Source organism: Mycobacterium sp. Root135, assembly GCF_001426545.1.
Taxonomy (GTDB): Bacteria; Actinomycetota; Actinomycetes; order Mycobacteriales; family Mycobacteriaceae; genus Mycobacterium.
Genome location: NZ_LMEZ01000009.1, coordinates 557,816 through 580,922, shown reverse-complemented (window position 1 = coordinate 580,922; position 23,107 = coordinate 557,816). Strand labels below are relative to the sequence as shown.

General features: G+C 68.1%; 20 protein-coding genes. 10 read left to right on the top strand and 10 right to left on the bottom strand.

Translation table 11 applies throughout. The annotated features are described in order from the left end of the window. Positions 1 to 18 precede the first annotated feature (18 nt). Both ASD37_RS28465 and ASD37_RS28460 read right to left on the bottom strand, forming a co-directional pair. Positions 19 to 1,647 carry a cell wall metabolism sensor histidine kinase WalK gene (locus ASD37_RS28465; protein ID WP_056559775.1) on the bottom strand — a complete coding sequence of 543 codons (1,629 nt, stop codon included), beginning with the start codon at positions 1,645 to 1,647 and terminating at the stop codon, positions 19 to 21. After that, entirely contained in the window at positions 1,644 to 2,348 is a 705-nt protein-coding gene (locus ASD37_RS28460) for a response regulator transcription factor (RefSeq protein ID WP_056560043.1), read from the bottom strand. The genes ASD37_RS28465 and ASD37_RS28460 overlap by 4 nt, the downstream gene beginning before the upstream one ends. A 165-nt stretch (positions 2,349 to 2,513) precedes the next feature. Between ASD37_RS28460 and ASD37_RS28455 the strand changes: the two genes are divergently transcribed. Continuing rightward, positions 2,514 to 2,978, top strand: coding sequence for a hypothetical protein (locus ASD37_RS28455; RefSeq protein WP_056559773.1), 465 nt, complete (start codon positions 2,514 to 2,516; stop codon positions 2,976 to 2,978). Between the two features lie 4 nt (positions 2,979 to 2,982). On the opposite strand, the gene ASD37_RS28450 is transcribed toward ASD37_RS28455, so the two are convergent. Further along, positions 2,983 to 3,234, bottom strand: a complete 252-nt coding sequence (locus ASD37_RS28450; protein ID WP_156721148.1) for a hypothetical protein — start codon at positions 3,232 to 3,234, stop codon at positions 2,983 to 2,985. Positions 3,235 to 3,426: 192 nt separating this feature from the next. Between ASD37_RS28450 and ASD37_RS28445 the strand changes: the two genes are divergently transcribed. From ASD37_RS28445 to ASD37_RS28430, 4 genes are read left to right on the top strand one after another with little or no spacing between them, the layout of a single operon-like run. Next, positions 3,427 to 4,404, top strand: coding sequence for an ABC transporter permease (locus tag ASD37_RS28445; RefSeq protein ID WP_056559769.1), 978 nt, complete (start codon positions 3,427 to 3,429; stop codon positions 4,402 to 4,404). Positions 4,405 to 4,453: 49 nt separating this feature from the next. Then, on the top strand, positions 4,454 to 5,335 hold the full coding sequence (locus ASD37_RS28440; RefSeq protein ID WP_200960023.1) for an ABC transporter permease: 882 nt from the start codon (positions 4,454 to 4,456) through the stop codon (positions 5,333 to 5,335). Next, positions 5,332 to 7,155 (top strand): ABC transporter ATP-binding protein, encoded by a 1,824-nt coding sequence (locus ASD37_RS28435; RefSeq protein ID WP_056559765.1) that lies wholly within the window; start codon positions 5,332 to 5,334, stop codon positions 7,153 to 7,155. The genes ASD37_RS28440 and ASD37_RS28435 overlap by 4 nt, the downstream gene beginning before the upstream one ends. An 18-nt stretch (positions 7,156 to 7,173) precedes the next feature. Then, a complete protein-coding gene (locus ASD37_RS28430) occupies positions 7,174 to 8,844 on the top strand; it encodes an ABC transporter family substrate-binding protein (RefSeq protein ID WP_056559763.1) in 1,671 nt (556 codons plus the stop codon). On the opposite strand, the gene ASD37_RS28425 is transcribed toward ASD37_RS28430, so the two are convergent. Continuing rightward, positions 8,831 to 10,087: an alpha/beta hydrolase gene (locus ASD37_RS28425; protein WP_056559761.1), complete on the bottom strand. Its 1,257-nt coding sequence runs from the start codon at positions 10,085 to 10,087 to the stop codon at positions 8,831 to 8,833. The two genes, ASD37_RS28430 and ASD37_RS28425, sit on opposite strands and share 14 nt — an antisense overlap. A 91-nt stretch (positions 10,088 to 10,178) precedes the next feature. Here ASD37_RS28425 and ASD37_RS28420 point away from each other — a divergent pair, with 91 nt between their 5' ends. Both ASD37_RS28420 and ASD37_RS28415 read left to right on the top strand, forming a co-directional pair. After that, positions 10,179 to 11,438 (top strand): acyl-CoA dehydrogenase family protein, encoded by a 1,260-nt coding sequence (locus ASD37_RS28420; protein ID WP_056559759.1) that lies wholly within the window; start codon positions 10,179 to 10,181, stop codon positions 11,436 to 11,438. 70 nt (positions 11,439 to 11,508) lie between these two features. Further along, complete coding sequence (locus ASD37_RS28415; protein ID WP_056559758.1) at positions 11,509 to 12,870, top strand: LLM class flavin-dependent oxidoreductase; 1,362 nt, start codon at positions 11,509 to 11,511, stop codon at positions 12,868 to 12,870. Here the strand turns inward: ASD37_RS28415 and ASD37_RS28410 are convergent. Together ASD37_RS28410 and ASD37_RS28405 are read right to left on the bottom strand one after the other, a co-directional pair. Further along, positions 12,867 to 15,485 (bottom strand): AAA family ATPase, encoded by a 2,619-nt coding sequence (locus ASD37_RS28410; protein ID WP_056559756.1) that lies wholly within the window; start codon positions 15,483 to 15,485, stop codon positions 12,867 to 12,869. The two genes, ASD37_RS28415 and ASD37_RS28410, sit on opposite strands and share 4 nt — an antisense overlap. Further along, on the bottom strand, positions 15,482 to 16,633 hold the full coding sequence (locus ASD37_RS28405; protein WP_056559754.1) for an exonuclease SbcCD subunit D: 1,152 nt from the start codon (positions 16,631 to 16,633) through the stop codon (positions 15,482 to 15,484). The genes ASD37_RS28410 and ASD37_RS28405 overlap by 4 nt, the downstream gene beginning before the upstream one ends. A 114-nt stretch (positions 16,634 to 16,747) precedes the next feature. Between ASD37_RS28405 and ASD37_RS28400 the strand changes: the two genes are divergently transcribed. Beyond that, entirely contained in the window at positions 16,748 to 17,251 is a 504-nt protein-coding gene (locus tag ASD37_RS28400) for a histidine phosphatase family protein (RefSeq protein ID WP_056560042.1), read from the top strand. A gap of 29 nt (positions 17,252 to 17,280) precedes the next feature. On the opposite strand, the gene ASD37_RS28395 is transcribed toward ASD37_RS28400, so the two are convergent. Together ASD37_RS28395 and ASD37_RS28390 are read right to left on the bottom strand one after the other, a co-directional pair. After that, the gene (locus ASD37_RS28395; RefSeq protein ID WP_370073100.1) at positions 17,281 to 17,781 is read right to left on the bottom strand and encodes a DUF3558 domain-containing protein; all 501 of its coding nucleotides are present in this window, start codon (positions 17,779 to 17,781) and stop codon (positions 17,281 to 17,283) included. Between the two features lie 50 nt (positions 17,782 to 17,831). After that, positions 17,832 to 18,371, bottom strand: coding sequence for a DUF3558 domain-containing protein (locus ASD37_RS28390; protein WP_056560041.1), 540 nt, complete (start codon positions 18,369 to 18,371; stop codon positions 17,832 to 17,834). Between the two features lie 144 nt (positions 18,372 to 18,515). Here ASD37_RS28390 and ASD37_RS28385 point away from each other — a divergent pair, with 144 nt between their 5' ends. Together ASD37_RS28385 and ASD37_RS28380 are read left to right on the top strand one after the other, a co-directional pair. Beyond that, entirely contained in the window at positions 18,516 to 20,249 is a 1,734-nt protein-coding gene (locus tag ASD37_RS28385) for an ABC transporter ATP-binding protein (protein WP_056559749.1), read from the top strand. Continuing rightward, positions 20,246 to 22,147, top strand: a complete 1,902-nt coding sequence (locus ASD37_RS28380; protein ID WP_056559747.1) for an ABC transporter ATP-binding protein — start codon at positions 20,246 to 20,248, stop codon at positions 22,145 to 22,147. The genes ASD37_RS28385 and ASD37_RS28380 overlap by 4 nt, the downstream gene beginning before the upstream one ends. A gap of 67 nt (positions 22,148 to 22,214) precedes the next feature. On the opposite strand, the gene ASD37_RS28375 is transcribed toward ASD37_RS28380, so the two are convergent. Together ASD37_RS28375 and ASD37_RS28370 are read right to left on the bottom strand one after the other, a co-directional pair. Then, the gene (locus ASD37_RS28375; RefSeq protein ID WP_056559745.1) at positions 22,215 to 22,757 is read right to left on the bottom strand and encodes a hypothetical protein; all 543 of its coding nucleotides are present in this window, start codon (positions 22,755 to 22,757) and stop codon (positions 22,215 to 22,217) included. A 67-nt stretch (positions 22,758 to 22,824) separates the two neighbouring features. Continuing rightward, positions 22,825 to 23,028, bottom strand: a complete 204-nt coding sequence (locus ASD37_RS28370) for a hypothetical protein (protein ID WP_056559742.1) — start codon at positions 23,026 to 23,028, stop codon at positions 22,825 to 22,827. Positions 23,029 to 23,107 lie beyond the last annotated feature (79 nt).

Below are 23,107 nucleotides of genomic sequence, written 5' to 3'. Positions count from 1 at the left end.
CGATCTTCGGTGAGTCGGCTATGCGGGCGATTGGCTCGGCCTGTGCGTCGACTGTGAACTTTCGGTGGGGGCGGGAAGGCGGACGACGAATTCCGTCCGGCCGGGCTCGCTTCGGACCTCGATCGTCCCGTCGTGCGCCTTGACCACCGCGGCGACGATGGCAAGGCCCAGACCGGTGCTGCCGCTCGCCGCGGGGGCACCCGTGCGCCGCGATCGGGACGAGTCGCCCCTCGCGAACCTCTCGAAGATCTCCGGCAGCAGGTCCGCGGCGATGCCGGGGCCGTCGTCGGCCACGGTCAGCACCGCCGTGTCACCCTCCTTGGACAGTGACGTGGTGACCGCGGTTCCCGCGGGCGTGTGAATCCTGGCGTTTGCCAACAGGTTCACCAGCACCTGCTGCAGTCGCGCCTCGTCGCCTACCACGACGACCGGCTCCTCGGGAAGATCGAGCGCCCAGTCATGGTCGAGACCCGCAATGTGGGCGTCACTCACCGCGTCGACGACGAGCATCGACACGTCGACGGGTTCCCGCACCAGTGCCCGTCCCGAGTCGAGTCGGGCGAGCAGCAGCAGGTCCTCGACGAGGTGCGTCATACGCCCGGTCTCGGACTCCACCCGGTTCATCGCATGGGCGACGTCGGCGGGCAGCTCATGGCTCTTTCGTTGCGCCAGTTCGGTATACCCGCGGATCGCGGCGAGCGGAGTACGCAGCTCGTGGCTCGCGTCGGCGACGAACTGACGCACGCGCGTCTCGCTGGCGTGGCGCGCGGACAACGCCCCTGCGACGCGGTCGAGCATCGTGTTCAGCGCCGTCCCGAGCTGACCCACCTCCGTGTTGACGCCCTTCGGGTCGACCTCGACGATGCGACTGGGCAGGTTGACCTCACCCTTGTCGAGTTCGAGGGTCGCGACGTCACGGGCGGCGGAGGTGACCCTCGACAGCGGCGCCAGTTGCCTCCGGATGACGAGCAGACCGGCGGTGGCCGCGCCGATCAGTGCGATCACCGCGAGGACGCAGAACATCCCGACGACCCACAGCAGGGTGTCGTCGACGACGGCGGTCGGCAACCCCGTCACGATCGTTTCGTCACCGTGGCGGGCGTGCAACGCGATCACCCGATACCGACCCAAGCCGTCGAGTTCGATCGTCACCGGCGTACGGGTCGGCGGCACCTTCGCCAGCGCCGCGGCCGCGGCGGCGCTGATCTGCGCCCGGCCGCCGTCGGTGTTGATGACACCGGCGTCGACCGCCCCCGACGGGGACACGACGGCTCCCACGGTCCGCGTCGCCTGCCCCGGCGCGTTCAGGAAGCCGGGGCCGGGGCCCACCTCGGGGTCGAAGAAGCGGTAACGGGACGGAAAGGCGTCACGCTCGCGGCCCGAATCCTCCGGCGAGTCGGGTGGCGGGCGAAACATCGGCGGGGGGAGCTCGAAGATGGCCGCCGAGCGCTTCCCAGCCTCGACCACTTGGTCGTCGAGCTGGCGCACCAGAAAGCGTTGCAGCGCAAACTCGGTCGCGAGGCCGATGCTCGCGCACACCGCCGCGAGCAGCACCACCTGGGTGAGCAGCAGTCGCATGCGGAGCGACCAGGTGCGCGGCGACAGGATCCGACTGTGCGACGCCGCGTCGCCAGCGTCCCGACTCATCGCGGTGGCTTGAGTACGTACCCGGCGCCGCGCAACGTGTGGATCATCGGCTCACGGCCGCTGTCGATCTTCTTGCGAAGGTAGGACACGTACAACTCGACGATGTTGGAGCGGCCGCCGAAGTCGTAGCTCCACACCCTGTCGAGGATCTGGGCCTTGCTCAGGACCCGCTTGGCGTTGCGCATCATGAACCGCAACAGCTCGAATTCGGTGGCCGTCAACGTAATCGGCTCCCCAGCGCGGGTGACCTCGTGGCTGTCCTCGTCGAGCACCAGGTCGCCGACCACGATCTGGGCGCCGCCCGTCTCGTCGGCCACCCCGGTGCGCCGCAGCAGAGCGCGCAGCCGCAGCACGACCTCTTCGAGGCTGAAGGGTTTGGTGACGTAGTCGTCTCCGCCGGCCGTCAAACCGGCGATGCGGTCCTCGACGGAGTCCTTCGCCGTCAACAGCAGCAGCGGAAGGCCGGGAATCTGAGCGCGCAGCTCGTGCAGCACGTCGAGCCCGCTCATGTCGGGCAGCATCACGTCCAGCACGACGACGTCGGGCGGGTTCTCGCGGGCCAGGGCGATCGCTGTCTCTCCGTCGCCCGCCGTCGAGATGTCCCAGCCCTCGTAGCGCAGGGCCATCGACACGAGTTCGGCAAGCACCGGCTCGTCGTCGACCACCAGTACGTTGATCGGCTTGCCGTCGGACCGGCGCATGACGAGCCGCGCGGGATCGGCATGTTCGCGGTCGGCGCCGTTCATGGTGGTCATCGTCCTCATTGTGGGCCGGTGCGATGGGCACGTCCTGTGCCAACCCTATGCGCGAGCTGTGAAATCCGGCTTCACAGCTGGCGCATAGCTCAAACCGGCAGAGTGGCTCCCGTGAACACCTGGGGCATGCGCAAGACGATCGGCGCCGTCGCGGTGGCGGCCGCCGTGGCAGGCGTCGGAGGAGCGGCCATCGCTGCGGCCACCGACACCGCTGCCCACGGCAGTTTCGGGGACTTCGCCGGCTTTGGCGGGTTCGAGGGACCTCCGGGCTCACCGCCAGGAGCGCGACATGGCGGCAACCCAGAACCCGCCTCGCTGCACGGCGAATACGTCGTCGCCGACGGCGCCGGCTACGAAACCCGGCTCACCCAAACCGGCAAGATCACCGCGATCTCACCGACGTCGGTGACGGCCCGCAGCACCGACGGCTTCACGCAGACCTACGCCATCCACGAAGTCGAGGGTGCCAGCGCACCGCCGTTCGCCGTCGGCGACCCCGTCGTCATCACGGCCACGCGAAAAGGGGAGACCGCCACGGTTTCCACCATGGGGCCTCCCCTTTCGCCAGGTAACTGAGCGCTTAGAGCGCATCCTCCTGCTCAGGCGGCAGCTCAGCGGGTCCTTCGATCTCGGGAACCGCGGACGACGTCGTCGGCGTCTCGGGAGCCGTCGTCTCCGTCGTGGTCTCGCCTGTCGTGGCTTCCTCGGTGGGCACGGGGCCCGGGGTCGCCGGCTCCGCCGAACTCGACGTGGCCACGGTCAACGCGCCACCCGCAATCAGCGCGCCAGCACCGACGCTTGCGGCCATCACCTTCATTGCCTTGACGTTCATGGTGGTCCCTCCCATTCGGGGCTGTTCGGGCTTACCCGAGGGCCCGGCCGGCCCCCGCTGTACGTCGGATAACCGCAGCAGACGCGCATCAAACACGAAGCGCATTCCCAGTCAAGACTTCCGTGGGCCGCCCGCGGGCAATCCGGCGTTCATCTCCTACCCTGTGGCCATGCAGTTTCCGACGGGCGCGTCATGACGCGCTTCCTCGCCCGCCGGGCACTGAACTACGTCGTGCTCCTCACCCTGGCGTCATTCCTGACCTTCGCGCTGGCGTCCTGGTCGTTCAAGCCGCTCGACAGCCTCGAAGGCCGCAACCCCCGACCGCCCCAGTCCGTCATCGACGCCAAGGCCGCCGAACTCTCCCTCGACAAGCCGATCCCCCTGCGTTACGTCCACTGGGTGTCCGAGGCGGTGCAGGGCGACTTTGGCACCACCGTCGCGGGACAACCGGTGTCGGACGAATTGGGGCGGCGCATCGGCGTCAGCCTGCGGCTCGTGTTCCTCGGCTCGGTGCTCGGCACCCTGATCGGGGTGGTGGTCGGGGCGTGGGGCGCCGTTCGGCAATATCGCGTGTCCGACCGCGTGATCACGGTGCTGTCCCTGTTGTTGATCAGCATGCCGACGTTCGTCGTCGCGAACCTGTTGATCCTGGGGGCGCTGCGCACCAACACCGCGTTGGGCTTCAACCTGTTCGAGTACACCGGCGAGACCTCCGGCACGACCGCCGGCGGCGCGTGGGGTCAGTTCGTCGACCGCCTCCAGCACCTCGTCCTCCCGACGGCCACGCTCGCGTTGTTCTCGATTGCCGGCTTCAGCCGCTATCAACGCAACGCCATGCTCGACGTGTTGGGCCAGGACTTCATCCGGACTGCCCGCGCCAAGGGGCTGACTCGCCGGCAAGCGTTGTTCAAACACGGCCTGCGCACCGCCCTGATACCAATGGCCACTCTGTTCGCCTACGGCGTCGGCGGATTGGTGACCGGCGCCGTGTTCGTCGAGAAGATCTTCGGCTGGCATGGCATGGGCGAGTGGGTGGTTCAGGGCATCGCCACTCAGGACACCAACATCGTCGCCGCGATCACGGTCTTCACCGGAGCCACCATTCTGCTGGCCGGCCTGCTGTCCGACGTCATCTACGCGGCGCTGGACCCGAGGGTGAGGGTGGCCTGAGATGACCGAACCAGCCACGACCGAAGCGTCGTCGACCGCCCAATCGGGGATGGACGCAGGCACATTCGCCTCACGACGCACACTGACCACGCACCGCTTCCTCCGCAATCGCCTCGCAGTGGCGGCCCTGGCCGTGCTGACGGTGATGTTCGTCGGGTGTTACGCACTTCCGCCGTTTCTGCCGTGGAGCTACACCGATCTGGACTTCCTCGCACTACAACAACCGCCGAGTCCCAGCCACTGGTTCGGCACCAACGGCCTCGGCCAGGACCTGCTGGCGCAGACGCTGCGCGGCATGCAGAAGTCACTGCTGATCGGTGTCTGCGTCGCGTTCCTCTCGACGATCATCGCGGCCACCGTCGGCGCAGTCGCCGGCTACTTCGGCGGATGGCGAGACCGCACGGCGATGTGGGTCGTCGACCTCCTGCTGGTGGTCCCGAGCTTCATCCTCATCGCCATCGTCACCCCACGCCTCGGACAGTCGGGCCGGATCATCTCGCTGATCCTGCTGCTGGCTGCGTTCAGCTGGATGATCAGCGCGCGCATCGTGCGCGGGATGACGATGAGCCTGCGTGAACGCGAATTCGTCACCGCGGCAAGGTACATGGGCGTGTCGAACTGGCGGATCATCGTGCGCCACGTGCTGCCGAACGTCGCATCCATCCTCATCATCGACACCACGCTCAACGTCGGCGTCGCGATCCTCGCCGAGACCGGCCTCTCGTTCCTCGGTTTCGGCATCCAACCGCCCGACGTCTCGCTGGGCACGCTGATCGCCGACGGCACCCCCTCGGTGACGACGTTTCCGTGGGTGTTCCTGTTTCCGGCAGGAATCCTGGTGCTGATCGTGTTGTGCGCCAACGTCATCGGCGACGGGCTGCGCGACGCGATCGACCCGAGTGCGAAACCCCGTCGGCGGCGGCGCAAGTGACCGAATTACTCCAGGTGAAGGACCTGCGCGTCGGCTTCACCACCGACGCCGAAGACGTCGCGGCAGTGCGCGGCATGTCGTTCGACGTCAAACCCCGCGAGGTCGTCGCGCTCGTCGGCGAGTCAGGCGCTGGCAAGTCGGCGACGGCGATGGCGGTCGTCGGACTGCTCCCGGAATACGCGCAGGTGTCCGGATCGGTGCGTCTGCAGGGTGACGAACTCATCGGACTCGACGACCAACGGATGTCTCGAATTCGGGGCCGGGTCGTCGGCACCGTCTTCCAGGATCCGATGTCGGCGCTGACCCCCGTCTACCCCGTCGGACAGCAGATCGCCGAAGCACTTCGCGTGCACCAGCGCGGCATTGGCCGCGCGGCCGCCGCGACCCGGGCCGTCGAGCTGCTCGAGCTAGTCGGGATATCGCAGCCCGAACGCCGCGCCAAGTCCTTCCCCCACGAGTTGTCCGGCGGTGAGCGGCAACGCGTGGTGATCGCGATTGCGATCGCCAACGACCCGGACCTCATCATTTGCGACGAGCCGACCACCGCACTCGACGTGACGGTGCAGGCGCAGATCCTCGACGTGCTGCGCACCGCCCGCGACGTCACGGGCGCAGGCGTGCTGATCATCACCCACGACCTCGGCGTGGTGTCGGAATTCGCCGACCGCGCACTGGTGATGTACGCGGGCAGGGCCGTCGAGACCGCGCCGGTGGCCGACCTGGCCCGCAGCCGGGTCATGCCGTACACCGTCGGACTGCTCGGTTCGGTGCCCCGCCTCGACGCCGCCCAAGGGTCGCGGCTGGTGCCGATTCCCGGTGCGCCACCGTCGATGGCGGCGCTCCCCCCGGGCTGCCCGTTCGCGCCGCGGTGTCCGATGGTCGTCGACGACTGCCTCTCCGCCGAACCCGAGCTCGTCTCCGTCGCCCCCGACCACACCGCGGCATGCATCCGCACCGAGGACGTCGCGGGCCGCTCGGCCGCCGACGTCTACGGCGTCTCGACGGCTCCGGTCGACGCGGCGGCCGACCCCGACGCGCCCGTCGTGCTCCGCGTCGAGAACCTCGTCAAGACGTTCACCCTCACCAAGGGCTCGGTGTTCCGCCGCCGGATCGGCGAGGTGCGGGCCGTCGACGGCATCAGCTTCGAACTGCGCGAGGGCCAAACCCTTGGCATCGTCGGTGAATCCGGGTCCGGGAAGTCGACCACGCTGCACCAGGTTCTGGAACTCACTGCGCCACAGGGTGGTTCCATCGAAGTCCTCGGCCAGGACGTCGCCACGCTGGACCGCCACTCCCGGCGGGCCCTGCGGAGCGATCTGCAGGTGGTGTTCCAGGATCCCGTCGCCTCCCTCGATCCACGGCTGCCCGTCTTCGATGCGCTGGCAGAACCGTTGACCGCCAACGGCTTCGACAAGAAGCACGTCGACGAACGCGTCGCCGAGCTGTTGAGCACCGTCGGACTACGCCGCGAGGACGCCGGCAGGTACCCCGCCGAATTCTCCGGCGGCCAGAAGCAGCGCATCGGCATCGCCCGCGCGTTGGCGCTGCAACCGAAGATCCTGGCGCTCGACGAACCGGTGTCGGCACTGGACGTTTCGATCCAGGCGGGCATCGTCAACCTGCTGCTCGATCTGCAGGAGCGGTTCGGATTGTCGTATCTCTTCGTGTCACACGACCTGTCGGTGGTCAAGCACCTCGCCGACCGGCTGGTGGTGATGTTCAACGGCTCGATCGTCGAGTCCGGCGACGCCGCCGAGATCTTCGCGAACCCGCAGCACGAATACACGGAGAAGTTGCTGGCCGCCGTCCCGCAGCCGTAAGCGGTTAGAGTCTGTCCCATGCAGATCCGACGCCTCGCCAGCGCACTTCTCGCCGCCGGACTTTTGCTCACCGGGTGCTCCGGCGGCAGCCAAGAGGCGCCGTCCGCGGGCGGCAAGGCCGAGATCGGCTCGACCAACGACATGAATCCGCAAGACCCCGCCTCGTTGCAGGAGGGTGGCAACCTGCGCATCCCGTTGACGAACTTCCCGGACAACTTCAACACGATGCACATCAACGGGCCCACCGCCGACGCGGCCGCGATCTCTCGGGCGACCATGCCCCGGGCGTTCCGCATCGCCGCCGACGGCACCGCGTCGGTGAACACCGACTACTTCACCAATGTCGAGCTGACCGGCACCAACCCACAGGTCGTGACGTACACGATCAACCCCAAGGCCGTATGGAGCGACGGCGCGCCAATTACCTGGGAAGACATCAAGTCCCAGGTCGATGCGACCAGCGGCAAGAACAAGGACTTCGCGATTTCGGCACCCAACGGCAGCGACCGGGTCGCGTCGGTGACACGGGGCGTCGACGACCGGCAGGCGATCATGACGTTCGCCAAGCCGTATGCCGAGTGGAAGGGCATGCTCGCCGGCAACACCGTCCTCTCACCCAAGAGCGTGACCGCGACCCCGGAGGCCTTCAACACCGCTCAGCTGAATGGCCCCGGACCGTCGGCGGGACCGTTCATCGTGACCGCGCTCGACCGCACGGCGCAGCGAATCACCCTGAGTCGCAACCCGAAGTGGTGGGGAACGCCACCACGCCTCGACACGATCACGTTCCTCGTCCTCGACGATGCGGCCCGTTTGCCCGCGCTGCAAAACAACGCCATCGACGCCACGGGGCTCGCCTCACTCGACGACGTGACGATCGCCAAGCGCACCACCGGCGTCGCGATCCGGCGGGCACCGAGTACAAGCTGGTATCACTTCACCTTCAACGGCGCTCCGGGGTCCATCCTGGCCGACAAGGCGCTGCGGAATGCCATTTCCAAGGGCATCGACCGTCAGACCATTGCGAACGTGGCCCAACGCGGACTGGCCGACAACCCGGCACCGCTCAACAACCACGTCTACGTGGCGGGCCAGAAGGGCTACCAGGACAACAGCGGCGTCGTGGCCTTCGACCAAGAGGCGGCGAAGAAGGAGCTCGACGACCTCGGGTGGCGGATGAACGGCCAGTTCCGCGAGAAGGACGGCAAGCAGCTCGTCATCCGCGACATGTTCTACGACGCGCAGAGCACGCGCCAGGTGGCGCAGATCGCCCAGAACAGCCTGGCTCAGATCGGGGTGAAGCTCGACCTGCAGGCCAAGGGTGGCAGCGGCTTCTTCACCAACTACGTCACGGTCGGCAACTTCGACATCGCCCAATTCAGCTGGGTGGCCGACGCGTTCCCGCTGTCCGGTCTCCCACAGATCTATGCGTCGAAGGGCGACAGCAACTTCGGCAAGATCGGCAGCCCGGAGATCGACGCCAAGATCGAACAGACGCTGTCGGAACTCGACCCCGACAAGGCACGCGCGTTGGCCAACGAGGTCGACGAACTGGTCTGGGCCGAGGGCGCCAGCCTCCCGCTGTTCCAATCCGCCGGAAACGTTGCGGTGCGCAGCAATCTGGCCAACTTCGGCGCGGCCGGGCTGGCCGACGTCGACTACACCGCGATCGGCTTCATGAAGTCGTGACGTTGCGGACCGCACGCGGTACCGCGGACGGCACCACCGACTCCGCGACCGAGGCCGCGGTGATCAGCCGCTTGAGCAGCCGAACGCTGAGCAGGCTCGGTACGTCGTCCAGTTCAGCTGACCGGCTTGGTAGTTCGGCGATCTCCCCGGCGTAGACGGCCGCCACGATGTCGAGCGCAGAGCGCTCCTTGGTGTCGATGATGCTGTGGCCCGTGGTGGGCATCTCGACCAGCACGGAGTCGGGAATCAAGTCGGCTATCCGGCACGCCACCACCCGCGGCGTTGTCAAGTCCCGACCGCCCGAGATGACCACCGTCGGCCAGGTGAAGCCCGGCATCGCGGAGATCAGATCGTAGGGCTCCTCGACGAAATCGACTTCGCCGGTGGCTATTTCGCGCAGGGCCACGGCCGGGTCGAGGGGTTTGCCGTCGGGCACTGCCCCGTAGTTGAGCTCGCGGTAACCGATTCTGCCGACCAGGTCCGGCTCGTTGTGGAACGGCGTCTTGCGTTCGACGATCAGGCGCGTACCGAGCCCGACGGCACCCCATACCCAGTCGTGACCCTTCAGCAGCAGGTCGAGCTGGCGACCAAGCAGCTCGGGGCCACCGAGCCCGTACATGTCGGCGGCGAGCTGCGTGGCGGCCGGTGTCAACACGTCGTCGGCGACCAGCTGGTGCACCTTGTCGGCGAGCTCGGCGGTCTCCTCGTTCACGCCGTCCCACAGGACCTGACGGACGGCCGTGCGGACTTCGTCGACGTCGTCGGCCGCCAACAACGGGGAGTCGAGGATCATCGCGTGGATTCGGTCGGGGTGCCGGACACCGAGCCCAGCCGCCAGGTACGTGCCATACGAGGTTCCGTAGACCACGGCCTTGCCGACCTCGGCATGGTCGAGGACGGCGGCGAGGTCGCCTACGACCGCCTCGATCGTCAACGCCTCGAGCGGTAGGTCCGCGCCCGAGTCGTCGTGCCGAGACATCCCGACGCCGCGATGCTCGACCATGATCACGTCGAGGCCGTCGGCGACCGCGTGTTTGCGCAGGCTGCGGTACAGCGCGATCGACGCCGCACCCGGTCCGCCGGGAATGAACAGCAGCGGGTGATCCGACCGCTCCCCCACCCGCACGTAGAACAGGTCGAACTCGTCAGGCCCGCCGTCGAGGACGGGCCTGCGCACCGAGGTCACCCCCGGCAGAGCGGCCAGCCTGTCGTGGACTCGCCGGCGCCCGGCATTCATGGTCATCGATCACCATTGTGCCCCTGGCGGGCGACTCTTAGGTTCGGGGTGAGCCAAAGCAGTGTCGCGCGGTGCCGGGTTCCGTAGAAACGTTGTCATGACCACCGTCGAGAACAATCCCCGCATCCTCCCCGGCTCACCCCAATGGGACGAGCTTCTCGGCCGCATCGCGGCAGGGGCCAAGGACCGAGACCTGAACGACGAGAACCCCTTTGACCAAGTTGCCGCACTCAAGCGGGCCGGCTTCGGCACCCTGCGACTGCCGCACGAGCTGGGCGGCGCGGGACTCACTGTGCCCCAATTGTTCTCCGCGGTGATCGACGTCGCGCGCGCCGATCCCGTTGTGGCACACATCTTCCGCACACACTTCTGGTTTACGGAGGAACGGCTGCGCACGCTCGGAGGGCAGGAGCGCAGCGACCGGGGATTCGGCCCAGGCGATCCCGCGTCGCTGCAATGGCTGCGCAAGGTGGCCGACGGCCAGCTCTTCGGCAACGCGTTCAGCGAGAAGGGGTCCAACGCCGTCGGCAGCCTGGTCTTCAACACGCGGCTGCTGCCCGATCCGGCGGGTGGCTACCGCCTCGAAGGCGAGAAGTTCTACAGCACCGGCACCCTGTTCTCGGACTACTTGACCGTCACCGCCACCACCGACCACGACTCCGTGGCCACCGTCGTGGTGCCCGCCGACCGCACCGGCGTCAAGTTGATCGACGACTGGGACGGCTTCGGCCAGCGGCGGACCGGCACCGGGACCACCGTCTTCAAGAACGTGGCGGTCACCACCGACGAGATCCTCGCCGATTCGCCGTACGACGCCGACGCGGTGCCGTCGGTTCAGTACGCCTCGCTGCAGCTCTTCATCCACGCGGTGGTGGCAGGCATCCTCGCCGGCGTCGTGGACGACGGGGTCACGCTGCTGCGTTCACGCGACCGCAGCTTCAGCCACGCCCCCACCGACCGGCCCACCGACGACCCGCTGCTGCAACGGCTGCTGGGCGAGCTGGCCAGCACGGCGTACGTCGCGAAGGCCGCGGTTCTCGACGCCGCCGAGGCCATCGCCGTGGCGACCACCTCCGCCGCGACGACCCCCGACGGCAACCCCGACGCCCAGTTGGCCCAGGACGCCCAGATCAAGGTCGCGCAGGTGAAGGTCCACCTCGACGCCATCGCCCCGGAGGCCGCGACACGGCTGTTGGAGCTCGGCGGGGCCAGTGCGGCGAGCCGGCAGAAGGGGCTGGACCGGCACTGGCGCAACATCCGCACCATCACGCTGCACAACCCGGTGGCCTACAAGGCCGTCGCGATCGGAGCGAACCTGCTGCACGACACCCCGCTGCCCGCCAACGCCTACTTCTAATACGCGATTTCGGCGTGATCGGTCGCGGCCATCGCGACTGAGCACGCCGAAGACGCGGGAAACGAGAACCATGACACGTCAACTCCACCTGGGCGGATTCCAGATCGCCTCTCAGGTCACGCACTCCCACGCCGCGTGGCGGCACCCCGGCAGCGACACCGCGTTCACCACGCCCGAGTACTACCACCGCATCGGGCGAATCCTGGAACGCGGCAAGTTCGACTTCGTCTTCTTCGCCGACCTGCTCGCCGCGCCGGCCCGCTTCGGTGACGACGTCACCGAGCCGCTGCGGCGGGGAACGCAGGCCACCGCGACGCTGGACCCGTCGATCGTGGCCGCCAGCATCGCGGCCGTGACCTCGAAGCTGGGCATCGCAATCACCAAGTCCGCCACCTACTTTCACCCGTACGAGCTGGCGCGTATCTTCGCAAGCCTCGACCACGTCAGCAGCGGCAGGGTGGCGTGGAACATCGTCACGTCGCTGACGCAGAGCGAGGCCCAGAACTTCGGCTACGACGAGCACCTCGGCCACGACTACCGTTACGAACGCGCCGAGGAATTCGTCCGCACCGCGCTCGAACTGTGGTCGAGCTGGGACGCCGACGCGCTGGTGCTCGACAAGGAGGCCGGGGTGTTCGCCGACCCGGACAAGGTCCGGCGCGTGGATCACGACGGTGAGTACTTCCGCACCCGCGGCCCGCTGAACGTGCCCCGCTCACCGCAGGGCCGGCCGGTACTGATCCAGGCGGGATCGTCGCCCACCGGACGCGACTTCGCCGCGCGGTGGGCCGAGGCGATCTTCGAGATCGACCCCACCCCCGAGGGTCGAAAGGCCTACTACGACGACATCAAGAGTCGCGCCTCCGACTACGGCCGCGACCCCGACGGCGTGTTGATCTTCCCGGCGTTCATCCCGTTCATCGGGGAGACGGAGTCCATCGCCCGGGAGAAGCAGGCCTTCCACAACGAACTCGCCGACCCGATTTCAGGGCTGATCACCCTGTCGGTGCACACCGACCACGACTTCTCGCGGTACGACCTCGACGCGCCCGTGGAGGACATCGCCGTCAGCGGCACCCAGGGCCTCTTCGACACCGCTCGTCGGGTCGCCAACCGGGACAACCTCACGCTGCGCGACATCGGCAAGTGGTACGCCCAAGGCGTGCTGCTACCTCAGTTCGTCGGCACGGCCAATCAGGTCGCCGACCAGATCGAGGAGTCGTTCACCGCGGGCGAAGCCGACGGCTTCATGGTCTCGGCGGCCCAGTCGCCAGGAACCTTCAACGACTTCGTCGACTCAGTGGTGCCGGAACTGCAGCGACGCAAGCTGTTTCGCGAGCAGTACACCGGAGACACCCTGCGCGACCACCTCGGGCTTCCCGCGGCGACGTTCGAGTCACCGCGCCGGCGGAACGTCTCGGTGGCGAGCTAGGCGCTCAGCTCGAGGTGGCGGGCGTCGACGATCCCGGCGTACCGCTCGGGGCTGCACGTCAGGACGATGACCTGGCCGTCGCCGCCGACGGAGTCGAACACCTCGGCCATCCTTGCCAGTCGGTTCGGGTCGCTGAAGCCAAGCGCGTCGTCGATGACCACCGGGACGCCGTCTTCCTTGGCGACCAGCGCGGCGCTGGCCAAGCGGGCGACGATACCCAGCTGCTCCTTGGCTCCGCCGGACAGTGAGTCGAACGGCACCGTGCAACCGCCGAGGGTGCGGCTGAGGATGCGCAGTTCGGCGTCGATCTCGACTTCGAAGTCCGAGCCGAACACGATGCGGCCCAGCCGCTCGACCTCAGTCCGGAACGGGTCGACGTAGCGCTGCCGCGACTCGTCGCGGTGACGCGACATCACCGACTGCAGCAGTTGAGCTGCGCCCGCCCGGCGCTGGATTCGGTCGTGCTCGGCCGCCGCGTGCTCGCACTCGGTTTCCGCCTCGTCCAGTCGACCCTTGCGGCCTTCGGACCCGTACACCCGCAGCTGTGCCGCCACCTCGCGAAGGTCGCCGGTCACTTCGGCATGCCGCTCCTCGAGTGCGCTCGCGCTCCGCTCCGCGTCGGCGAGTTCTGCCGCCACCGCGGCCGGGCCCACTTCGGCGAGTTCGGCCTCGATCGCCAGCACTCCAGCCGCCACCCCCCGCGCCCGCTCGGCGTCAGCCTCGGCCTGGATCACCAGCTGGTCGTCGGACTGCGAGTCGCGCTGCCGGGCAAGGCGTTCCGTCGCGGCGGCCACCTCGTCGCGGGCGGTGTCCAACTTCGATCGAAGCACCGTCGCCGCCCCCGCGACGCGCATCGCCTGCGAGGCTGCCGTCGTCGCGATCTCCCGGAGCGCTTCCTCGCCGGCGCGCGCCGACCGGTACGCCTCGGTCGCCGTCTCGAGCTCGGCGCGCACGTCGTCGGCGCTCGGGTCGGCATCGGGATGTTCCCCCAGCGCCTCGGTCAGCGCAACCAGTCGCGCACGCAGGTCGGCAACCGAGTCCTCACCGACCAGCGCGTCGCCGGTGGCCGACAACCGGTCCACCCGTCCCAGCAGCTCGCGCCTCCTGGCGTCGAGCACCCGCGCCGCCGCGACGTCGGCAACGCCGGCCTCGTCCAGCAGTGCGGCCAGCATTTCCCGTGCCTTGTCCAGCCGGCCCTGCGAATCTGCCGCGGGCGCACCGGGAATCAGCCGGACCGTCACCACGCCCGGCAGTTCGACCGCGGCCGACGTCGTCACGTTCTGGGTCCAGGCGACGCCCGGCGACAGCTCTACCGGTTGACCGTCGACCATGACCTGGATGTCGACCGCCGCGTCGAGTTCGACACGCGCCGAAGCCAATTCGGCCTGGAAGGCGGCGCGTTCGGTGGCCAATGCGGCCATCTCGACGTCCCGCATCACGTCGTCGGTCAGGGTGATCTGAGCCAGCTCCGCCTCGACGCCAGCCAACTCCCTGGCGACGGCGTCAATCTTGCCGAGCTTGCCATCGAGCCTCGCCGCCTCGCTGCGGCGAGCGACCCGCTCGGCGGTGCGACGCACGGCCTCCACGCGGGCCAAGCGTTCCGCGGCGTGGACGCGCGCGGCCTCGGCAGCTGCGGCGGCTGCGACGGCGGTGTCATTGGCGGCCACCTCGTCCTCGGCGGCGGTCGTCACCGCCGCCTCGAGAGCGGTGATGGTGGCGGTCCGCTCCGTCAACTCGGCACGGAGGCGGCGCCTCTCGCCGAGTGCGGCGTCCGATGCCGCCCGCGCCATCTCGGCGGGTTCGGCAAGTGCACGTGCGTGGGTCAGCCGCTCCTCGAGTTGCTTGACCGCAGCCCCCGCGGCCCTGGCGACCTGTAGCCGCGCATCGGACTGCACGCGATCGCGAGCGACCCGATCCCGTTCCTCGGACAGCTTGGCGTGCCTGACTACGGCCTCGTCCACCTCGCCGACCGCGGCGTGACACTGCTCGACGGCCTGGCGGGCGTCGCGCAGTCGGGTGACCGCAGCCGCCAGCGGACCCGTCGCCCGGCCCGTGGTGGTGAAGTACTGCCGGAACTCCGCGTCGATCCGGTCGACGAGCAACGGCTCGGACCCCGACAGCGTGACCGCTTGGCCGGCCGCGGCGTCGAGGGCGCGAGCCAACGCGTCGCACCCCGAAAGGTCAACCGATGCAGTCGATCCCGATTGCAGAACGCGCTGCGCCTGCCACAGCTCGGTGTCGACGGTCTCGGCGAGGATCGCGAGCACGCGCTCGTGCGCCTCGTCGCCGGTGAGCTGCTCACGCTGTGGGGCCGACACGGTCAGCCGGGTCTCCGGCTTCTTATGGAACCGCTTGAAGTACTCGAAGCGGTAGGGGCCCGTGGAGATGACGGCCGTGATCTCGGCGCCCTCGTCGGCGTGCGTGGGCTTGACCTGCTTGACTTCCTTCTTGGTCGAGCGGTCCTTGGCCTCCAGCAGCAGGTCGAGCGCCTCGATCATCGAGGACTTGCCGATCTCGTTGGCGCCGGACACGACGACGACACCGCGGTCGGGGAATTCGATGTCGCGTTGGGCGACACCGCGATAGTTGCGCAGGACGAGGCGGTGCAACTTCATGCCGCGTTCCCCCGATCGGTGAGGCGCAGCAGCAGCGCAAGCGCCGCCCTGGCGTGGTCGGCCTGCGCACCGTCGGTGCGTGCGGTCGCCACCAACTCGTCGACCGCAGCTGCGGCGAAGCCACCGATGCCAAGGTCGTCGAACTCTCCGTCGGCGGGCATGACGGCGAGGTCGGTTTCCTTGTCCCAGGTCGCGAGTGCGGCGAACAACCGGGCGTACTTGTCCAGGCAGGCGTCGAGCGCCGCCTTGTCGGTCACCGTCAACGTGCCCGTCAACGCGATCTGCACGACCGTGCGTTCCTTGTCGGGCAGCTGGTCGAGATTGATGTCCACGTCGACGACTTCCCTTGCGGTGTCGACGGAATGGCGCAAGGTGACGAACTTCCACCGGCCGACCCGGCGGCTGTCGACCTTCACCGGGTGGGCCGGGTCCTGCTCGTCGACGTCGACCACCAGGACGTGTCCGGGATCGGGTTCGATGTGGTCGTAGTTGGTGACCTCTTGGGAACCCGAGTACCAGATCCGGCCCGTCGACCCGACCTGAGTACGGGAATGCTTGTCGCCGAGGGCGACGTAGTGCACGGCTCCCCGTTCCAGTGCCGACTCGACGGTGGCCAGCCGGATCAAGGCCGGCTTGTCGCGGTCCGGCTCGAACAGATCCATGCCGCCGTGCCCGACGACGATGCGGGTCACCCCGTCGGGGGTGAGCCCCTCGAGAACCTCACCGAGAAGGTCGGTCGTCGGCTTCTTGGAACGCCATGGCGCCGCGACGATCTCGAGACCGGGACGCACCTCGAACGTTCCGGCGTGATCCAGCACCACGACGTTGTCCGGCCGCTCCGCGGCGAACAGCGCACTGGTGTAGACCGACGACGCGTCGAGCGGATCATGGTTGCCGGGAAGCAGATACACCGGGACGCCGATGGCGCGCATGGCCTCCAACGACTGGCTGACGTCACGCGGCGCCAGCTGGTTGTGCTCGAAGACGTCACCGGCCACGACGACGAACTCCGCGCCCGTCTCCTTCGCCACCTCACCGAGGCTGGCGACGGCGTCACGGCGCGCGGCCGAATATCGTGGCTGCGCCTCGCCGTTCAGGAAGTGGCGGGTCATCCCGAGCTGCCAGTCGGCGGTGTGCAGGAAGCGCATCCGGACTCCTCAGCTCTCTACTCGTGGGCCGTCGTTTTGACGGGCATGGCGAGTGTAGGTCCGCCCTCCGACAACTGAGCGGACCTCGGTCGGCATGTGGGTAACGTGATGTCGATGACGACACCCGTACGCACTCTGGTGCTGCTCCGGCACGCGAAGTCCGACTACCCCGACGGGGTCGCCGACCACGAGCGTCCACTCGCTCCGCGGGGCATCAGGGAGGCCGCCCTGGCCGGTGACTGGATCAGGGCCAACCCCGGGAAGGTCGACGCCGTGTTGTGCTCGACGGCCACACGGACGCGCGAGACGTTGGCGCGCACCGGGATCGAGGCGACCATCCGCTACGAGGAGGATCTGTACGACTCCCGGCCCGGCACCGTCCTCAGCCTGATCAACGGCGTCAACGACGGCGTCGAGACGCTGCTGGTGGTCGGCCACGAGCCGACGACGTCGTCACTGGCGTTCGCCCTCGCCGGCGCGGGCTCCGACGCCGACGCACTGGAACGGATGACCGAGAAGTACCCGACGTCAGCGATCGCGGTCCTTACGACCCAGCTGCCATGGGCACGGCTCGAACTAGGCGGCGGGACCCTGGTCGACTTCCACGTGCCGCGATAGTCGGCTCCTCGCGCGAGCGCTCGTCGGTGCTAGTTGTTGGTGTTGAGCGTCAGCTCCATCAACTTGATCGCCATGCCGCAGGCGTCGATGCCGGGCACCTGCGGGTTGACCCACCACCCGACCACGCCTGCCGCGTCGCTCGCCACGCCGCACGCACCGCTGGCGTCATTGGGCTTCATCACGATCGACTGCACGCCCGCGACCGATCGGCTCTCCACCTGATACTTCAGGAAGTCGGCGACCTTGCGCTCGTTGTCCAGACTGCCCTGCTCGAACCAGAACCGGGTGATGTCGATCAGCCCGGCGGGATTGAGAGCCTGCCAGCGGCACAGCGCGCCGACGAACGTGCTCTGGATGTCCAGCGGATCGGCGCCGACGGTCTTGGCGAGGACGTCGGTCGTCAGGACGTCGCACTCCTTGAGCAGGTTGGGGTAGGTCTTGGCGGAGTTGTCGTTGCGGGGGGTGTTGCCACCTGACCCCGCCTTGACGGCCTGGCCGGACACGTCGCGGGAACAGCCGACGAGCATCATCAGAGTGGCCAGGATGGCGACGAGGACGGCCATCGCCCTTCTAGGCGCGCTCACTTCGAGTTCACGATCGACTGGCGGGTGAGTTCCTTGGCGACGTCGCAGGCGTCGGGAAAGGGCTTCTCGGTGAAGTTGACCGACCACTCGATGAAGTCGTCGTCGAACTGGATGCCGATCTCGCACAGCGAGGTGCCCAGCGTCGGGTCGGCGTTCATCGCGATGAACCCGTCATGGCCTTCGATGTTGATGTCCTCCACGCTGGTGCGCGACAGTTCCTCGGTCTTGCGCTCGCGGCCGATTGGGCTGCCCCGGTACCAGTTGAAGGAGAAGTGGGGTCCGAGGATGCCGCCACCGAGCAGCCACTGGCACCCGACCGACGTCTTGGACGTGTTGACCAGTCCGTTGACCTTGGTCAGCTGTGCCATCGTCTCGTCGGTGATGCCGCCGCACTCGGGAAACATCGCTCCATGCTTGGCGTCGGCAGCCGGTGCCGGGGCGGACGACCCGTCCGGGCCGCTCGGCTGGTCCGAGCTGCCGGAGCACGCCGCAACCAGCGGAATCACGGCGGCGGCAAGCACCGTCAACGCCTTCATGTTGCGGTGGCCGCGTCTTCCCGTCACGCCCGACACTGTAGCGGCAGCCTCGGGCCACAACCACCGACATGCCGACTGACCTGGAGTTTTCTAAGGAAATCCACGGGTGTGGGCGCGCGCAGGTCGGTGTGCGACAGTTGCGGAATGCTCTGGGCGTTGCTGCGACGGTACGCGGGGCCGTACCGCGGCCCGGTCGCCATCGTCGGCGGACTGCAAATGGTCAGCACGCTGGCGTCGTTGTATCTACCCACGATCAACGCGGCGATCATCGACGACGGCGTCGCCAAGGGTGACACCACCACCATCGTCGAACTCGGCGCGATGATGCTCGGGGTCACCGCCCTGCAGGTGCTGTGCGCGATCGGTGCCGTCTACTTCGGTTCGCGGGTCGGCATGGGGTTCGGCCGCGATCTGCGGTCGGCGATGTTCCACCACGTGACCGGGTTGTCCGCCGAGGAGACAGCCCGCTTCGGCGCGCCGACCCTGCTGACCCGCACGACCAACGACGTCCAGCAGATCCAGGTGCTCCTGCAGATGACGTGCACCATGCTGATCGCCGCGCCGATCATGTGCATCGGCGGCATTGCGATGGCCATCCATCAGAACGCCGGCCTGTCGTGGCTGTTGATGATCAGCGTGCCGCTGCTCGGGTTGTCCAACTACTGGATCGTCACCAAGCTGCTGCCGATCTTCCGCCGCATGCAACACCAGATCGACGGCATCAACCGCGTGATGCGCGAACAGCTCGCCGGCATCCGAGTGATCCGCGCGTTCGCCAGGGAACCGTTCGAACGCGCCAGGTTCGGCGAGGCAAACGAGGCCCTCGCCGACACCGCGATGACGGTCGGCCGTCTGCAGGCCCTGATGTTGCCGTTCACCACGCTGGTGATCAACGTGTCCAGCGTCGCGCTGATCTGGTTCGGCGGCATGCGCATCGACTCGGGCGAGATGCAGGTCGGCTCGCTGATCGCGTTCCTGTCCTACTTCATGCAGATCCTGATGGCCGTCCTGATGGCGACGATCCTGTTGGTGATGTTGCCGCGCGCGTCGGTGTGCGCCGAGCGGATTACCGAGGTGCTCGCGACCACGCCCGCGATCACCAGTCCAGAGACGCCCAAGACCCCTGCCGTCGCACGGGGCTCCCTCGAGATCGCCGACGCCACCTTCAGTTATCCCGGCGCCGACCGTCCCGTGCTGCAGGGGGTTTCGCTGGTGGCGCGGCCTGGAACCACGACGGCCGTGGTGGGGTCGACGGGCTCCGGCAAGTCGACGCTGATCTCGCTGATCTGTCGTCTGTTCGACGTCACCGAGGGCTCCGTCGCCGTCGACGGGGTCGACGTGAGGCACTACGACGTCGAAGCGCTGTGGTCGACGATCGGGCTGGTCCCCCAACGCGGCTTCCTGTTCTCGGGGACCGTCGCCGAGAACCTGCGCTACGGCAAGGCCGACGCCAGCGACGACGAGATGTGGGCCGCGTTGCGCGTCGCGTCGGCCGACTCCTTCGTCTCGGCGCACGCCGACGGGTTGGAGATGCGGGTCGCCCAGGGCGGCATCAACTTCTCCGGCGGGCAGCGGCAACGGCTCGCGATCGCGCGTGCGGTGATCCGCCGCCCGGCGGTCTATCTCTTCGACGACGCCTTCTCCGCCCTCGACGTGCACACCGACGCGCGCGTCCGAGCCGCGCTGGCGGAGGTCTCCGCCGACGCGACGGTCGTGATCGTCTCGCAGCGCATCTCGACGGTGGTGGACGCCGACCAGATCGTCGTGATCGACGACGGCGCCGTCGTCGGCGTCGGCACGCACGATTCACTGCTCGCCGACTGCCCCGTGTACGCGGAATTCGCGGATTCCCAGGCGATTACCGGAGTGGCCCGGTGACCGGACCGGTGGGCCGCCAGCTCAGGGCGGCCACCGAAGCGCCGACGCAGCGCCCCAAGGACTTCAGGGGTTCTGCGGTGCGGCTCCTGAGGAGGCTTACCCCGCAACGAGTTCCGACCGCCATCGTGCTGCTGCTCGGCGTCGTCGGAATCGGGATCGGCGTGGTCGGACCGCTGATCCTTGGGCACGCCACCGACCTGCTGTTCAGTGGGGTCATCGGCCGCCGGCTGCCAGCAGGCCTCACCAAGGAGCAGGCGATCGAGGCGGCGAGGGCGCGCGGCGACGGCACCTTCGCCGACCTGCTGTCCGGCATGGACGTGGTTCCGGGGCAGGGCGTCGACTTCGGCGCCGTCGGCCGGACGTTGTCGCTGGCGCTGGCGTTGTACCTGGTTGCCGCCCTGATGATCTGGATTCAGGCCCGGCTGCTCAACGTGATCATCCAGCGGACGATGGTGGCGGTGCGCTCCGACGTGGAAGACAAGGTGCATCGCCTTCCGTTGTCGTACTTCGACTCTCGCCAACGCGGCGAGGTGCTGAGCCGGGTGACCAACGACGTCGACAACATTCAGTCGTCGTTGTCGATGACGATCAGTCAGCTGCTGACGTCGATGCTGACCGTCGTCGCGGTGCTGGTGATGATGCTGACCATCTCGCCCCTGCTTGCCTTGATCACGGTGTTCACGGTGCCGTTGTCGTTGTGGGCGACGCGCACCATCGCGCGTCGCAGCCGGGATCAGTTCATCGCGCAGTGGCGAAACACCGGGCGTCTCAACGCCCACGTCGAGGAGACCTACAGCGGGTTCACCGTCGTCAAGACCTTCGGCCACCGCGCCATCGCCGAGGAGAAGTTCCGCGAACTCAACGACGAGGTGTACCAGGCCAGCTTCGGCGCCCAGTTCCTCTCCGGCCTGGTGTCCCCCGCGACGACGTTCGTCGGCAACCTCAGTTACGTCGCCGTCGCCGTCGTCGGCGGGTTGCAGGTGGCGACCGGCCAGATCTCGCTCGGCAGCATCCAGGCCTTCATCCAGTACGTCCGCCAGTTCAACCAGCCGCTGACGCAGGTGGCGTCGATGTACAACACGCTGCAGTCCGGGATCGCCAGCGCCGAGCGGGTTTTCGACCTCCTTGACACCGACGAGCAGACACCCGACCCGACGGACTCCTCACCTGAACGGCGCGGACCGGGACGGGTGGTTTTCGAGCACGTCGGGTTCGAGTACCGGCCGGGAACGCCCATCATCGAGGACCTGTCCCTGGTGGCCGAACCCGGCAGCACCGTGGCGATCGTCGGCCCCACCGGCGCAGGCAAGACGACACTGGTGAACCTGCTGATGCGGTTCTACGAGGTGGACTCCGGACGCATCACGATCGACGGCGTCGACGTCACCGCGATGAGCCGCCACGCGCTGCGGTCCAGCATCGGCATGGTGCTTCAGGACACCTGGCTGTTCGGCGGCACCATCTACGACAACATCGCCTACGGCCGCCCCGACGCCGACGAGGACCAGGTGATCGAGGCGGCGAAGGCCGCCCACGTCGACCGGTTCGTCGCGACGCTGCCGAAGGGGTATCAGACCTGGATCACCGACGACGGCGGCAACATCAGCGCAGGCGAGAAGCAGTTGATCACCATCGCCAGGGCCATCCTGGCGCAGCCGAGCCTGCTGATCCTCGACGAGGCCACCAGTTCCGTCGACACCCGCACCGAGCTGCTGATCCAGCAGGCCACCGCCGAACTTCGCCGGGACCGGACGAGTTTCATCATCGCGCACCGCCTTTCGACGATCCGCGACGCCGACGTCATCCTGGTGATGGAGGCGGGGCGGATCGTCGAGCGGGGCACTCACGACGAGTTGATCGCCCGCCACGGCGAGTACTGGTCGATGATCCAGGCCTGACCAGCGCGGTTTCGGCGCGCAAATCCGCGCTCACCGCGGTCGAGCGCGCCGAAATCGCGAGGGGGGGTTAGAGCTTGGGGCCCTCGGCGCGGAGGTCGTCGACCGTGGTCATCGCGTCACGCAGCTTGCCGAGCCACTCGTCGGCATGCTCGCCGACGAGTCGGACCGACCAGACCAGCGCGTCGGAGCGCGAGCGGGCCACGCCTGCGTCGACCAGGGTGTCGAGCACCTGGCGTTCGGGCTGGCGCAGGCGCGTCATGACCGGTACGGCGATGTGCGTGAACAAGATTCGTTCAGAACCGACCTCAACACCCCAGGCCACCTTGCGGCCGTAACGATGCTCGGCTTCGTCGGCGATGCGCATTCGCTCCGAACGGGTCTCCTCCCGGAAGCGGGCGGCGCGACCCGAGGCACGGGCGTCGCTCTCCTCGCCGTCGGTGACGGGAAGCGTGCCGATGACGGTGATCTCTTCACGGTCGACGACGACCGTGGGGTCACCCGAGAACCAGCCCTCGGGTAGGCGTCCGGCGATCCAGTCGGGGGCGTCGGTGGCGTCGGGCTGTTGGGACTGTTGCCAGCCGCCGGAGCGGCCGCGGTGATGTTGTTTCATGATTACATGATTACGTTATTACAGCCGCAATGGGGCAGAATCCTCCCAGGGCGAACGCCCGCCGCCGTCAGCGCAGCTTGCGCGCGACCGCCACGCCGCCGCCGACCACCAGCGCGAGCAGGAGCAGAATCCCCCAACCCGCGCCGGCGAGCAGCCACACCGCGACGACCGCGACGATTCCCGGCGAGGCGAGGAACAGAACCATTCCGGGGTGTTGCTTGACGACCTCGATGGCGCTGCGGGCACGCGCCGGGTCGATCTCCTTGGACATCTACCCAGCATGCCAGGACGGCGGCCCTCGAACGGTGGGAGTTGGCCTAGGGTCGGGACAAGAGACGTTGACGTCGAAC